General features: G+C 42.1%; 17 protein-coding genes. 13 read left to right on the forward strand and 4 right to left on the reverse strand.

Annotation, left to right across the window (positions count from 1 at the left end; genetic code table 11):
• Positions 1-8: 8 nt before the first annotated feature.
• Complete coding sequence (locus G5B30_RS13605; RefSeq protein WP_165320535.1) at positions 9-362, reverse strand: HesB/IscA family protein; 354 nt, start codon at positions 360-362, stop codon at positions 9-11.
• A 228-nt stretch (positions 363-590) separates the two neighbouring features.
• On the opposite strand from G5B30_RS13605, the gene G5B30_RS13610 reads away from it, so the two are divergent.
• From G5B30_RS13610 to G5B30_RS13670, 13 genes are all read left to right on the forward strand, one after another.
• Positions 591-1,001, forward strand: a complete 411-nt coding sequence (locus G5B30_RS13610) for a hypothetical protein (protein ID WP_206367129.1) — start codon at positions 591-593, stop codon at positions 999-1,001.
• Between the two features lie 126 nt (positions 1,002-1,127).
• Positions 1,128-2,399 (forward strand): serine hydroxymethyltransferase, encoded by a 1,272-nt coding sequence (gene glyA, locus G5B30_RS13615; protein ID WP_165320537.1) that lies wholly within the window; start codon positions 1,128-1,130, stop codon positions 2,397-2,399.
• Between the two features lie 229 nt (positions 2,400-2,628).
• Positions 2,629-3,219, forward strand: a complete 591-nt coding sequence (locus tag G5B30_RS13620) for an RNA polymerase sigma factor (protein ID WP_165320538.1) — start codon at positions 2,629-2,631, stop codon at positions 3,217-3,219.
• A 142-nt stretch (positions 3,220-3,361) separates the two neighbouring features.
• A complete protein-coding gene (locus G5B30_RS13625; RefSeq protein WP_165320539.1) occupies positions 3,362-5,503 on the forward strand; it encodes a cbb3-type cytochrome c oxidase subunit I in 2,142 nt (713 codons plus the stop codon).
• A 27-nt stretch (positions 5,504-5,530) separates the two neighbouring features.
• Positions 5,531-6,544 carry a cytochrome c gene (locus G5B30_RS13630; RefSeq protein ID WP_165320540.1) on the forward strand — a complete coding sequence of 338 codons (1,014 nt, stop codon included), beginning with the start codon at positions 5,531-5,533 and terminating at the stop codon, positions 6,542-6,544.
• 10 nt (positions 6,545-6,554) lie between these two features.
• The gene (locus G5B30_RS13635; protein WP_165320541.1) at positions 6,555-6,827 is read left to right on the forward strand and encodes a hypothetical protein; all 273 of its coding nucleotides are present in this window, start codon (positions 6,555-6,557) and stop codon (positions 6,825-6,827) included.
• Positions 6,820-7,227 carry a cytochrome C gene (locus G5B30_RS13640; RefSeq protein WP_165320542.1) on the forward strand — a complete coding sequence of 136 codons (408 nt, stop codon included), beginning with the start codon at positions 6,820-6,822 and terminating at the stop codon, positions 7,225-7,227. The genes G5B30_RS13635 and G5B30_RS13640 overlap by 8 nt, the downstream gene beginning before the upstream one ends.
• A 13-nt stretch (positions 7,228-7,240) precedes the next feature.
• Complete coding sequence (locus G5B30_RS13645; RefSeq protein ID WP_165320543.1) at positions 7,241-7,633, forward strand: group III truncated hemoglobin; 393 nt, start codon at positions 7,241-7,243, stop codon at positions 7,631-7,633.
• Positions 7,634-7,758: 125 nt separating this feature from the next.
• Positions 7,759-8,175, forward strand: a complete 417-nt coding sequence (locus tag G5B30_RS13650) for an HIT family protein (RefSeq protein WP_165320544.1) — start codon at positions 7,759-7,761, stop codon at positions 8,173-8,175.
• A 32-nt stretch (positions 8,176-8,207) separates the two neighbouring features.
• Positions 8,208-8,861 (forward strand): DedA family protein, encoded by a 654-nt coding sequence (locus G5B30_RS13655; RefSeq protein WP_165320545.1) that lies wholly within the window; start codon positions 8,208-8,210, stop codon positions 8,859-8,861.
• Between the two features lie 8 nt (positions 8,862-8,869).
• Positions 8,870-9,418: an inorganic diphosphatase gene (locus G5B30_RS13660; protein WP_165320546.1), complete on the forward strand. Its 549-nt coding sequence runs from the start codon at positions 8,870-8,872 to the stop codon at positions 9,416-9,418.
• Positions 9,419-10,732, forward strand: coding sequence for a hemolysin family protein (locus tag G5B30_RS13665; protein ID WP_165320547.1), 1,314 nt, complete (start codon positions 9,419-9,421; stop codon positions 10,730-10,732). It begins immediately after the preceding gene.
• A 13-nt stretch (positions 10,733-10,745) separates the two neighbouring features.
• Positions 10,746-11,465 (forward strand): 16S rRNA (uracil(1498)-N(3))-methyltransferase, encoded by a 720-nt coding sequence (locus tag G5B30_RS13670; protein ID WP_165320548.1) that lies wholly within the window; start codon positions 10,746-10,748, stop codon positions 11,463-11,465.
• A 5-nt stretch (positions 11,466-11,470) separates the two neighbouring features.
• Here the strand turns inward: G5B30_RS13670 and G5B30_RS13675 are convergent, their stop codons facing one another.
• Genes G5B30_RS13675 through G5B30_RS13685 form a run of 3 tightly spaced genes read right to left on the reverse strand, consistent with a single transcriptional unit; the run spans position 11,471 to position 13,973 of the window.
• Entirely contained in the window at positions 11,471-11,962 is a 492-nt protein-coding gene (locus G5B30_RS13675) for a hypothetical protein (protein ID WP_165320549.1), read from the reverse strand.
• Positions 11,963-11,972: 10 nt separating this feature from the next.
• Positions 11,973-13,322 carry an ABC transporter permease gene (locus G5B30_RS13680; protein ID WP_165320550.1) on the reverse strand — a complete coding sequence of 450 codons (1,350 nt, stop codon included), beginning with the start codon at positions 13,320-13,322 and terminating at the stop codon, positions 11,973-11,975.
• 6 nt (positions 13,323-13,328) lie between these two features.
• Complete coding sequence (locus G5B30_RS13685; RefSeq protein WP_165320551.1) at positions 13,329-13,973, reverse strand: ABC transporter ATP-binding protein; 645 nt, start codon at positions 13,971-13,973, stop codon at positions 13,329-13,331.
• Positions 13,974-13,982 lie beyond the last annotated feature (9 nt).

A 13,982-nucleotide genomic window follows, 5' to 3' on the forward strand; every position in this document is an offset into this window, starting at 1 on the left:
CCTTTGTATTAAGCCGAAAAACTGCTTCCGCAGCCACAGGTGCTTGAGGCGTTGGGGTTATTAAAGGTGAAGCCTCGGGCATCGAGTCCGTTTTTGAAGTCAACTTCCATACCGGCCAGATACATCCCGTGTGCTTTGTTCATAAAAACACGAATGCCGTCAATTTCATACTCCGAATCACCTTCTTTTTTTTGGTCAAATCCCAGTATATAACTCATTCCGGAGCAACCGCCTCCTTCTACACCCACACGTAAACCAAAATCAGGCCCTATCTCCTGCTGGTCTATTAATTTTTTGAGCTCAGCCAAAGCTCCTGCTGTCAATGTTACCGGTGCGGGGGTTGTAATGTTCTCTGTACGCATAATCTTTATTCTCCCAACTTGTAATATAGTAAGGCAAAAATACGTAATTTTAGCCACAAAATAGGATAAAGGTGATTTTTTACACAAGGTAAACATTCGATATACATGGAGTTCATAGCATTTTTTAAGCAGCTTTTCATACTCGTTTTCGGCGTTTTTGCTGCGTTGGTATTGGCATTTTATATGATCTGGCCAAAGCTCGAAGGTTATATGCTTAAAATAAATAACATGAATCAGCATAAAGCCCGGACAAAGGATCAGCGTCAGCTTGTATTTGCGGCCTATGAACGGTTGATATTGTTGATCCACCGTCTTTCGCCGCAACAGGTTATGCTGCGCCACCATGATATGCAGAAATCTATTGCACAATTCAGGCAAGCTGTGATTGCAGACATAGAGCAAGAATATCAGCATAATTTTACACAACAACTGTATGTGTCGGATGCTGCTTGGGCTACTGTTAGGGAGTTAAAGGATAGCACCATTGCCTTGTTACGGAATGCAAGTAAGGGATTAGGTGAGCATGCAGGTTTGGATGATTACATTGCCATTGTATTGCGCCATGTCAGTGCGTTAGATACCAATCCTTACGATGCCGCCCAGATTCTTTTAAAAAGGGAGTTGAATAGCTATTCGTAATTCTTCTGCAACAAGGAGTTACTCCAAAATAATTTTTGCTATTGGCATTCGTAATGCAAGGCATTTTATGTAAATTTGCAGCTTATTGAAAAAAGCAACGTCCTATTTAAAAAAATAACAAGAATAATGGAAAGAGATCAAGCAATCTTTAATCTGATCGCTGACGAGCAAAAACGCCAGGAAGAGGGTATCGAGCTCATCGCGTCGGAAAACTTCGTAAGTAAACAGGTCATGGAGGCAGCAGGCTCTGTATTAACCAATAAATATGCTGAAGGCCTGCCAGGGAAACGTTATTATGGGGGGTGTGAAGTTGTGGATCAGATCGAAAGCATTGCGATCGACCGTGCGAAGAAGCTTTTTGGCGCAGCTTGGGTGAACGTGCAGCCCCATTCGGGAGCACAGGCCAATGCCGCTGTTTTTCTAGCAACAATCAAACCAGGCGATAAAATTTTAGGTCTTGATTTGTCGCATGGTGGCCATTTAACGCATGGCTCTCCGGCGAATCTTTCCGGCAAAATATACGAGCCGCTATTCTACGGTGTAAAAGAAGATACCGGACTTATTGATTATGAGCAGCTGGAGGAAACCGCACTTCGTGAAAAACCAAAGATGATTATCTGCGGTGCTTCTGCTTACTCGCGTGATTGGGATTATGCCCGTATCCGCAAGGTGGCAGATGAAATTGGTGCACTTGTTATGGCTGATATTTCACATCCCGCAGGCTTGATTGCTAAAGGATTGTTGAGCGATCCGCTCCCCCATTGTCATATTGTGACAACAACGACCCACAAGACACTTCGTGGTCCACGGGGCGGTATGATCATGGTGGGTAAAGATTTTGAAAATCCTTGGGGTATCAAGACACCAAAAGGTGAGATTCGGACCATCACACAACTGTTGGATCTGGCGGTTTTCCCGGGTACACAAGGTGGTCCGTTAGAACATACGATTGCAGCTAAGGCAATTGCTTTCGGAGAAGCATTATCAGACGATTATCTGGAATACGCAAAACAGGTGCAACGAAATGCACAGGCTTTGGCAAAATTCTTTGTCGATCGTGATTATAAAATTATCTCGGGAGGTACGGACAATCACCTGATGTTGGTTGATTTGAGAAATAAAGATGTCTCGGGTAAAGAAGCCGAGGCCATTTTAGGTGAAGCCGGTATTACGACCAACAAAAATATGGTACCGTTCGATACGCGCTCGCCTTTTGTCACATCTGGTGTGCGTTTTGGAACTGCAGCGATTACCACACGTGGTGTTAAAGAAGCTGAGATGATACAGATCGGTGAGTTGATCGATGAAGCATTGCAAAATCGTTCGGATGCAGCGAAGCTGGCGACAATTCATGATAAGGTGAAAACGATGATGGCTAAATTTCCATTGTACAGATAATATAATAAGTACATATACATCATTTTGAGCCTCAAGGGAAACCTTGAGGCTCTTTCTTTGTTATCTTATTGAAGTGTAAAAAATGTAAATTAGTGTTAAATAATAAACGAAACTTTGATAAATACGAATTTTGACTTATTTTAGAACACATAAATAAATATTTTGCCTATCGGAACAGCATTACTCTTATTCAACACGTAGTAAAATCCTAGCTTAAATTAGGTACATTATGAATTTATTGAAAAATAAGAGTGATCAAGAGCTTATAGAAGCTTATATAGCCGGTAATGAAGAAGGTTTGCGGTTCTTAATAGAGCGGTACAAGACCAAAATATACACGGCAATATATGTCCGCGTAAAAGATGAATTCCTCGCTGAAGATATATTTCAAGAAACCTTTATTAAAGTAATCAATACGTTAAAGCTTGGTCGATATAACGATGAAGGCAAGTTTTTACCTTGGGTAATCCGTATTGCGAATAACATGGTCATTGACCATTTCCGTCGTGAGAAAAGGAGTCCGACAGTAGTCGATAGTGACGGGTATGATATATTCGAATTGTTGGATTTTGCGGAAGAAGGTACCGATGATAGAATGGTAAAAAAACAACAAGACATCGATTTGAAGAAGATTATACAGATGTTACCTGACGATCAGAAGGAGGTGTTGATTATGCGCCATTTCTGTAATATGAGCTTTAAGGAAATTGCCGAGGTTATGAACGTCAGTATTAATACGGCTTTGGGAAGAATGCGCTATGCCTTGGCTAACCTTCGTAAAATGATCGAAGAGCATAATATTGCTTTTCAAATTAGCTAATCTTTCCTTTTATTCCCCACTTTATTCGTAAACCTCTTTGGTAAAAAATAATAAAGGACTTTTTTGTCTTTTATTGTTTTTTGTCGTTACTTTGTGCTGTCATTATAATGGGGGATTAAAAATTACAACCGGACATAATTGTATGAAAAAAACATTCATGTTAAAATCTGTTTGCACCGCCTTGGCTATTTTAAAAATAAATGCCTTACTAGCGGTAGAACGTACGACTCCGTATAGTTATCAGCTAAAAGGTACTGATCTTTTTCTGTGGATAGCTTTGTTTCTTGTTGCTGTTTTATTCATTGCAGTGCTTTTATTGGGGGAGAAGATAGGTGGTATTTCTAACCTTCTGAAAAAGGAAGGTCCGAAAGAAGAAGGCGATAAATTGCGGACGTATCTACATCGGCTGAATAGTCAGCAGATCAACCGGATACTTCAATATAAAAAGAGACAAAAAATGAATTTACCAGCTGTCATAGTAGGAGCATTGGGTGTTTCGCTATACTTGCTTCCGTCAAATCTTCTGGCTCAACAAGGAGACACTATAAATCGGAGTAATATCTTTACCCAAGGCGGTGTAATCATCACGCTGATATTATTATCCATTCCGGTCATACTGGCTGTGTTTATTTTATTTATGAAAATAGGGAAAAGACTGTATACTATAAATAATCAGGCACGGGGTGAAGAAGCGGAAGAGATAGCGAATCTGATCGATCAGATACCGCTGAGTGATATAGAGGAAGAGCTTGAAGAGCAGAAGTCGGCTCTGGATTACCGTGTTGACCAAAACAGTCTTTCTGGTAAGACGCAGGCGAAGGATAACCGGGGAATTTTGAAGATTGACCCTAATGCAGGTATACAGATCGTATCGGTAAAAAAGAAAGCGGTACAACGGCCTAACGTGGATCCGGCATTATCCCGGATGGTCACCTGGTATCTTATTTCCGCAACATGTTGGCTCTTATTCGGTACCACCGTAGGTGAATATGTCGGAATCAAATTTGTCGCTCCCGATGTCGATGCGGTGAGCTGGTTGAGCTTCGGTAGGCTTCGACCCGTACATACCAATGCGGTATTTTGGGGCTGGGCTTCGATAGCGATGATCGGACTCGCCTATTATGTCGTGCCCCGTGTTAGCAATACTCCAATATTCAGCCTAAAGTGGGGCTGGTATTCACTGCATTTGATCAATGCTTGTGTGCTGTTGGGAACCGTGTCATTGTTAGCAGGCGTAAATAATGGTGGGGGAGAGTACCGTGAATATATATGGCCCATTATGCTGCTTTTTGCTATTGCATTAGTCTTGACCCTTATTAATTTTTACAAGACGATAGGTAGGCGAACGACCCGGGAGATCTATATATCGAACTGGTATATCGTAGCAGCTATCATTTTCACCATAGTCATCGCATTGGTAGCCTATATACCCTTTTGGCAACACGGGCTGGGTGAGACTATTGTACAAGGGTATTATATGCATCAAGGAGTGGGAATGTGGTTCATGTTATTTACGCTGGGGTTAGTTTACTATTTTCTTCCGCAACAACTTAATAAACCGATTTATTCCTATAGTCTCGGTGTGCTGGCTTTTTGGTCGCAGATCTTGTTTTATACCCTGATTGGAAGTCACCATTTTGTTTTTAGCTCCATACCGTGGTGGCTGCAGACCGTTGCTATTGTAGGTAGTGCCGGTATGGCGATACCGGTTATTGCCGGTACGACTAATTTCCTGATGACATTCAACGGGGCATGGTTTAAAATAAGAGATAGCTATACACTGCCTTTCTTTCTGGTGGGCACGATCTTTTACTTCACCGGATCACTGCAGGGGACGGCCGAAGCCTTCAGGTCTACAAACCTCGTGTGGCATTTTACAGACTTTACCGTAGCACATTCTCACCTGACCATGTACGGTATCATTTGTTTCTTCTTATGGGCATGTATATACGCGATAGTTCCTCGATTTACCGGTCAGGAAGCACCACAGATTTCTATCGGTGCCCACTTCTGGCTGGCTTTGATCGGCATGATGTTTTATACCGTGCCATTGATGTATGGCAGTACACTTAAAGGATTGATGTGGATAGAAGGGAAGCCTTTTATTGAAGGTGTCGTGGCTATGGCACCGCATTGGTTATGGCGGGCTATTGGAGGAAGTTTGATGTGGCTTTCCCATCTTTTCTTTGCGTATAATATGTACAGGATGATATCGATACAGAAGAAAGTAGATGTCCCGGAAGAAATAATAAAAAGGCTGGAAGAGAAAAAAATATCCGAGTAAGGAGTTGTTTAATTACGGTATATAGATATGAACTTTTTTGATAATCATAGAAATTTATTTTTGACGGCAACGCTATTCTTTGTTGTGCTCACGATTTTTGTCGCGATAATACCTGCGCTGCATAATCAGGTCGTCAATGCGCCACTTCCTTCCGCTGTGCCGCTGTCGGAAGATGCGATCCGTGGTAAAGCTTTGTATGTATCGCATGGTTGTGTCGCCTGTCACACGCAGCAGGTGCGTAACTTAGATATGGACAAGATGTGGGGAAGTCGGCCAAGTATGGCGGCAGATTATGCGGGTACAGGTCGGACAGATGTCTGGAGAAATACGGCCACGTTGATGGGGACAGAACGTACAGGCCCGGACTTGACAGACGTTGGCAACAGGCAACCAAGCCAGGATTGGAATTTGGTGCATCTCTTCAACCCTCGGATCGTCGTTAAGGAGTCTGTCATGCCTGCATATCCTTTTTTATTTGAATTTAAACAGAATCCATCCAAGAATGACGTCGTTGTTGCTGTGCCCGAACAATATGCGCCAAAAGACGGTAGCCAGATTGTGGCGACACCAGAGGCCTTGCAATTAGTAGCCTATTTACAATCATTGAAACAGGCGCCTCTTCCGGAAACAATGGTTGCTCCTGACTTTCTATATAAACGGGAGAAAAAGAAAGCGGATGCGGCAGCGGGTGGAGGAGAAGCTTCGGAGTTGGATGGTCAAGCGTTATACGTTGCGAATTGCCAGGCTTGCCATCAGGCTGATGGGATGGGGTTGCCCGGAGCTTTTCCTCCGCTAAAGGGAAGCCAGGTCGTAGATGACGACGACAATCTGGAACTGTACATCGATATTATCATGAATGGTTATGATAGCCGACCAGAATATGGTGCGATGGCGGCTGTAGGTGTGAATGCCGGTTTTACGGAACATGAAGTTGCTGCTATCATCAATTTCGAACGGAGCAGCTGGGGCAATAATGGTAAGAAAGTAGCCGCTGAAGAGATCAAAAAAATTGTAGATTTTGTCAAGCTTCAAGCAAAATAAAAAAACAAACATGAAAAAGAGATTCATACTCCTTAGCTTTGCATTACTGACCTTAGGCCAGTCGTTTGGTTGTCCTGTTTGTGATCGTAACCAGCCGAAACTGCTGCGCGGATTAGTGCATGGGTCGGGACCGGACAGTAATTGGGATTATTTCATCGTCATCATCATGGTTCTTGTTTCGTTGGTGACTCTGTTTTATTCCATCAAGTGGCTTATTAAGCCCGGTGAGAATAAGCAAGATCATATTAAAAGAATGATATTAAAATCGGAAGAATATGAGTGAAAAAAGTAAGATCTACATTTTTATAGATGACGATGAAGTGCCGGTCGCTGAAGTTTTTTCACCCGTCACTTTTGAGCTGGATACGCAGAAATTAGTGGATGGCCAACATCATTTACGAATTGTCAGTAAAGATCCTTCGGGTAAGGAGGGGCTTCGCGTCATACCTTTTGAGGTACGCAACGGGCCCGCAATCGATATTATAGGTATTAAAGAGGGTACGGTTGTTGATGGTAAAATACCGATTATGATTAATGCGTATGGTAAAGGTAACCAAAGTACGTTTTTGATTGAAGGTAGTGAGACGCCACAAGGTATACCGTGGTGGGTATGGATACTCATCATTGGCTTTGCGGGTTGGGCTCTTTATTATCTGATCAGGTATATGAATATTGGTATATAGTGAAAAGGAGAAAATGAATAAAAAAGATATCACATCGATCGAAGATATACAACTTCTTGTAGACACTTTCTATGGGAGAGTCCAGGAAGATGAGCTCATAGGGCCAATCTTTAACGAGGTTTTGGACGGAAGATGGGGCGAACATCTGAAAAAAATGTATACGTTTTGGCAGACCATTCTGTTGGATGAGCGGACCTATTTTGGAAGTCCGTTCCCACCGCATGCCTTCCTTCCGATCGGTGCTGCGCACTTTGAACGGTGGTTGGGACTATGGAAACATACCGTAAGTGAGTTTTTCGAGGGAGAAATTGCCAAAGAGGCCATATGGCGGGGTGAAAAGATGGCGGAGATGTTCCAATATAAAATTGCTTATATACAATCGGGTGATTCTAAACCCTTATATTAAAATGGTAGATTTACTCGTATTGACGAGGTGCTTGCTTGTGAAAATGACAATAAAAGGATAGCACAAGTAGCCGACACTCTATAGACTTTTTATTATATTTGCTTTTTATTGAAGCAAAAATAGACATGTCTACAATATTTTCTAAAATAATATCTGGCGAAATCCCTTCCTATAAAGTAGCTGAGAGTAATGATTATTTGGCTTTTTTGGATATCAATCCATTGACACGAGGACATGTACTTGTAATTCCAAAAAAAGAAACAGACTATATTTTCGACATTGACGACGACGAATATATGGGCATGTGGGTGTTCGCCAAAATTGTAGCTCAGGGAATTAAGGAGGTTTTTCCTTGCCCTAAAGTTGGCGTCGCCGTAGTTGGTTTAGAAGTGGCGCACGCCCATATTCATTTGATGCCACTTCACCATGTTCATGATATGAACTTTGAAAAACCCAAGTTGTCACTATCCGCTGAAGAAATGAACGTGATAGCAGAAGATATTCGTAAAGCTATAGCCGTGATTACCAATGGACACTCGTAATATAGTCGTCTCATACGTTTAATCCACAATATATGCAGGAATTTTTAGCCAACTTCCAACAAATGCTGGATCCCGAATACTTATTAAGTCATGGCGGATTCTATATTGTTTGTTTGATTGTATTCGCAGAGACGGGTATGTTTTTTGGCTTTTTTCTTCCCGGAGATTATTTGCTCTTTCTGGCGGGTCTGTTCTGCGCTCTAGATAAAATTGATGTCGATATTGCCACTATGTATTTTGGTATCCTATCTGCGGGAATCTTGGGTAATTTTGCCGGATATTGGTTTGGATACCGTGCTGGGCCTATGTTATTTAAAAGAAAGAACTCCTTGCTCTTTAAACGAAAATATGTTGTGATGGCTGAGGAGTTTTATCAGAAATATGGAGGTACCGCACTGATTATTGGCCGGTTTGTTCCAATTATTCGTACATTTGCCCCAATATTCGCAGGGGTCGTCAAGCTCAATTTTAAAAAGTTTGTCCTCTATAATATTTTCGGAGCTTTCCTTTGGGTTTCCTTGTTAACATTGACAGGCTACGCATTAGGGGTGAAGGTTCCGGAAATCATTAATTATGTTGAATATATCATCGTCGCTTTAATTATTATAGCATTCTTACCTATTGCTATCGCATTATTAAAAAGATGGATAAGGAATAAAAAAAACAAAGCAAACAACAGTATATAAATAGGTTAATGAGTACACAACATCCTTGGCATGAAGTCTCTCCTGGAGAGGATTTGCCTAATTCCGTAAATGCTATTATTGAAATTCCCAAAGGCTCCAAAGCAAAATATGAAATAGATAAAGACAGCGGGCTGCTAAAACTCGATCGGGTTTTGTTTTCTTCGGTTATGTACCCCGCAAATTACGGATTTATACCACAAACCTATTGTGATGATAAAGATCCATTGGATATTCTCGTCCTTTGTTCAGTGGACGTATTTCCGATGAGCATGATAGAGGCTAAGGTCGTAGGCGTTATGCATATGATAGATGGCGGAGAGCAAGATGATAAGATTATAGCCGTGGCAAAGAATGATATGTCTGTAAATTATATCAACGATTTGTCGGAGCTGCCGCCGCATACCATGAAAGAAATTGTTCGTTTTTTTCAAGATTATAAAGCTTTAGAGGAAAAGAATGTAACAATTGAAAATTTATATGGGCGTTCTTACGCACAAAGTATTATATTAGAGAGCATAGAACTTTATAATAAGGATATCCGTAACAAAGTAGGCTAGATGGCTCTGGATGTTTTTTGGACAATATTTTTGGTGCTGGCTAACGGTTTTTTTGTAGCGGCTGAGTTTGCTATTGTGAAAGTTAGAGCCTCTCAGATTGAAATTCAGGCAAAATCGGGAAGTAACGTAGCGAAGATAGCAAAGAATATTACGGAGCATTTAGATGGTTACCTTGCTGCAACGCAACTCGGCATTACATTAGCATCCCTGGCCTTAGGCTGGGTGGGTGAAGCTGTCATGACGGAGATTGTTTATAAGACATTTGGTCTTTTTAATGTAGAGTTAACCGGCGCGGTATCCAAAAATTTAGGCTTGGTATTGGCTTTTAGTATCATCACTTTTCTTCACATCGTTTTTGGAGAATTAGCCCCCAAATCTATTGCTATTCAAAAGCCTATTGCGACGACAATGAAGATTGCCTTTCCGTTGCAGTTCTTCTATGTTATTTTTCGTCCTATTATATGGGTTCTTAACGGCTTTGCTAATTTCCTGTTAAGATTAATAGGTATTGAGCCTCATCCTAATGAGACCACGCATTCGTCGGAAGAACTGCAGTACCTGCTTGATAAAGGTAAAGAAAGCGGAGCTATTAACAACTCCGAACACGAGCTGATCAAAAATGTGTTCGATTTTAATGAGCGGATCGTAAAAAATATTATGGTTCCACGTACCAAAATTATTGCCGTAGAACTTTACGATTCGGCAGAAGACTTTATCAATACGGTGACAGAAGAGGGGTACTCACGCATTCCGATTTATGATGATAATATTGACCAGATTGTAGGGGTCGTGCACACCAAAGATATTCTCCCTTTGATTGTCAAAGGTAAAGACGTGGTGCTGAAGAATATTATGCGTAAGCCTTATTTTATTCCGGAAACGAAAAAGATTAATGATCTCATGACTGAGTTCCAGCAAAAGCGCATCCAGATTGCTTTTGTCTTGGACGAGTTTGGTGGGACGGCCGGTATGGTCACTTTGGAGGATATTGTCGAGGAATTGGTAGGAGAGATCCAGGATGAATACGATGAAGAAACTCCAGTAGTAGAGCAGATATCGGATACCGAATTTATGGTCGATGCCGGAGCGAGCGTACACGACGCCAACGGTTATTTGCCGATTGAATTGCCCGAAAGTTCGGATTATGACACCGTAGCGGGTCTGGTGAGTGATGTATTTGAGAAGATACCTGATGTGGGTGAATCGGCAGAAAAATTCGGTTACGTCTTTACCATCATGCGAAAGACACAGCAAAATATCGAATTTGTAAAGCTGGATCTGATAGAGCGTGCTTTTGACGAAGACGTCGAATAAAAATATACGCGATATGCAGCTGTTTTTTACACCTACTATTGAACCGCATCATACTGTCTTTTTATTGAATGAGGAGGAAAGCAAACACGCTATACGCGTACTCCGGCTCCAACTCGGAGATATACTGCATTTGGTAGATGGGCGTGGCGGACTCTATAAAACCGAACTTATCGATCCGCATCCGAAACGTGTCGGCTTACGCGTATTAAATGTGCAGACCGAATATGGTAAGGCACGTTATCACCTGCATATCGCCGTGGCTCCGACAAAAAATATCGACCGGATAGAATGGTTTTTAGAAAAAGCTACAGAAATAGGACTACAGGAGATGACGCCGATTATATGTGAACATTCTGAACGTAAAGAAGTCAAGATCGGACGTTTGGAAAAAATAGCAGTATCGGCTATGAAACAATCGCTTAAGGCTTATTTACCCCAAATAAATCCAGCGGTGACTTTTTCGAACTTCATAGCGTCGATAGCGGAAGACGAAACTCGCATCAGAGGCATTGCGCACTGTATCGACGATTCGGAGAAGAAATACATATCATCGTCTTTCCCTGTGGGAGACAAATACCTGATTTTAATTGGGCCTGAAGGTGATTTTTCCGAAAAGGAAATACGCCAGGCACTGGCGGCAGGTTTTATTCCTTTATCCTTGGGAGAAGCACGTTTACGTACCGAAACAGCAGCCTTAGCCTCCTGTCTGGAAGTAGCCCTGCTGAATCGATAATACGATTAGTCGGCTTTGTAAGGAATTAGCTCCGCATCGACGATTTGAATTTCGGCATTCCCTTGTAACGGTTCGGGATTGAATTTCATTTTTCCTTTGATCTTAATCGGGTCTTCCGTATATCGAACGGATTCTTTCTTCATAAAAATTTCGACCATGGGAGGGATTCCATTTGTACCACAAAACTGACATTGTGTAATAGGGAGAACAGACAGCATGAAAGTTTTATGATTCCTTCCACTCGTTAAAGGAACGAGATAACCCGGTAATTCGACCGTTTTGTTTTCCAGCCGTTTTAATTCAGGAGGGTAATGCGGCGTGTAAATCTTTTTGTTGTCTTTTGTAGTTACCTGGTACATGAGTTTATCAATAGCCTCCCATGTGCTATTCATCATGGGTGTATGATCAGCTGTGGGCATGTTCGGATAACTCCCTATCTGTGCATGGGAGAGCATAGTAATACTAAAGGCAATGACTGTTAATATATATTGTTTCATCTGTTTATTTTTACTGCGATGCTAATATTTTAGAAATAGTGGTACGATAAGCTTTAGATGCAGGAATTGTAGCGGCCAATATACCCAAGATGATGGCTCCGATCAGAATCCATATTTCTTGTGGATATACTTTGAAAGCCTCGATGAAATCGGCGCTTTCGCTCGTCTGTGTGCTGATGAAGTAAAGCATGCTATGCCCAAACAGTAATCCTATTATACCTCCTAAAGCTGTAATAACTATACCTTCGACGATAACGAGAGTGAAAAGTTTAATCTTAGTGGCCCCCATAGTCCGCATGATTGCCATGTCATACTTTCGGTCTTTCAGCGCATTATATAAGCTGATGAACACACTGAGACCTGCAATGACCATAATGATATAGGCCAATACAGCAAGCGAATCCAACCCTATTCCTAATAACGAAAAGATTCTCGAACTCTCGATCGCCGGCGATGCCGCTTGCATGTGTGTACTGTCATTAATCAACCGGGGAAGTAACGCAATAGCAGCAGGGGAACTGTATTTGATTAAAAGCGCCGTAATTTCCACACCTCGATTTGCTCCTAATCCGCCATCTATACGTTCTACCAGTTCTCCCTCACCCCCATGGTCGTGATCGGCATGCGCGTGTTCATTTTCCGCATGCTCATGATCGTCATGGTGGTGTTCAGCATCGTGCAGCGGAGATTTTTCATGATGATGTCCGTCGCTGTCTGTATGCTGTTCATTGGCGTGGGCATGTGCAATTCCATGGACGTCCCATACGCTTTCCAGGTTGCATAAAATCAAATTGTCGACGATGCTGTTTGATCGGTTCAAAATACCGACAACGGTAAATGGATGATCGTCATGGATATGTGCATCCGCAGATAAGCCATGTGCGCTATGGATATGATCGCCTACTGTCAATCCTTGTTTCCGGGCCACCTCATTTCCGATGACGATCTCGAAAGATTTATCCCATAACCGACCTTGCTCGAGTTCCAGTTCATAAAGAGAAAGGTAAGAGGTATCCGTTCCGATGATACGGTGTCCTTTGAAATTGTCCCCCAAAGAGATGGGTACCGCCATTTGAATATATGGATTTGCAGCTATCTTATTGGCCTCTTCCAAACTGATATTTCCCGTGGGATTATCCACGTGGTACAGTGTGCTTAATATCAATTGCAACGGGCTGCCCTTTGCCCCAACGACGAGATCTATATTCTTGCTGTTATTTTCCAGTTGTTTTTCGAACGTGTCACTACTGATGTAGATAACCGTAAGAATAGCCACGCCAAATGCAGTAAGGAGGATACTTAATAGCGTAGCCCCCCACTGCTGTGTGATGTTTTTCCAAACCAGACTTATATTGTCCATATCGTACTATTTAAGCGTATATGTGTTTGAGAAATGATCCTTTAACCTTTTATCGTGTGTCGCAATGAGTAATGTTGCCTGATAATTTTGAGCAGTGTCCAAAAGTAGGTTGATGACATGCGCCGTATTTCGGTCATCCAGGGCAGCAGTAGGCTCATCGGCGATGATCATACCTGGCCTGTTGATCACAGCACGAGCAATTGCCGCTCTTTGCAACTGTCCCCGACTCAATTGTCTTGGATAGCTGGCCGATTTATCTGCAATCTGAAGTTGTTCTAGTACCTCATGCACTGCTGATCGATCTGCTTTACCTTTAGCTAAGGATTGGGCCAGCATAATATTCTCCGCTACAGTTAAGCTTTTTAAGAGGTGAGCTTCTTGAAAAATGAAGCCTATATTCCGTGCCCGAAAGGCATCAAGCTTCGTGTCCGTCAATGTATATATTGCTGTTCCGTTAAGATGTACGTCGCCCTGTAGGGGGCGGGATAAGCCACCTAAAAGGTGTAATAATGTTGTTTTACCTGTGCCCGAATCGCCTATAAATAAGGTATGCTGCCCTTGAGAAATACGCACGTCATCAAAGGTGAGCTCCTGCCCATGCCCGCCGTATTTAAACCGCAAATTTTTCGTGTGCAATAAAACTGACTCCATAAGCCGTAT

Source organism: Sphingobacterium sp. SGG-5, from assembly GCF_011043525.1.
GTDB lineage: Bacteria > Bacteroidota > Bacteroidia > Sphingobacteriales > Sphingobacteriaceae > Sphingobacterium.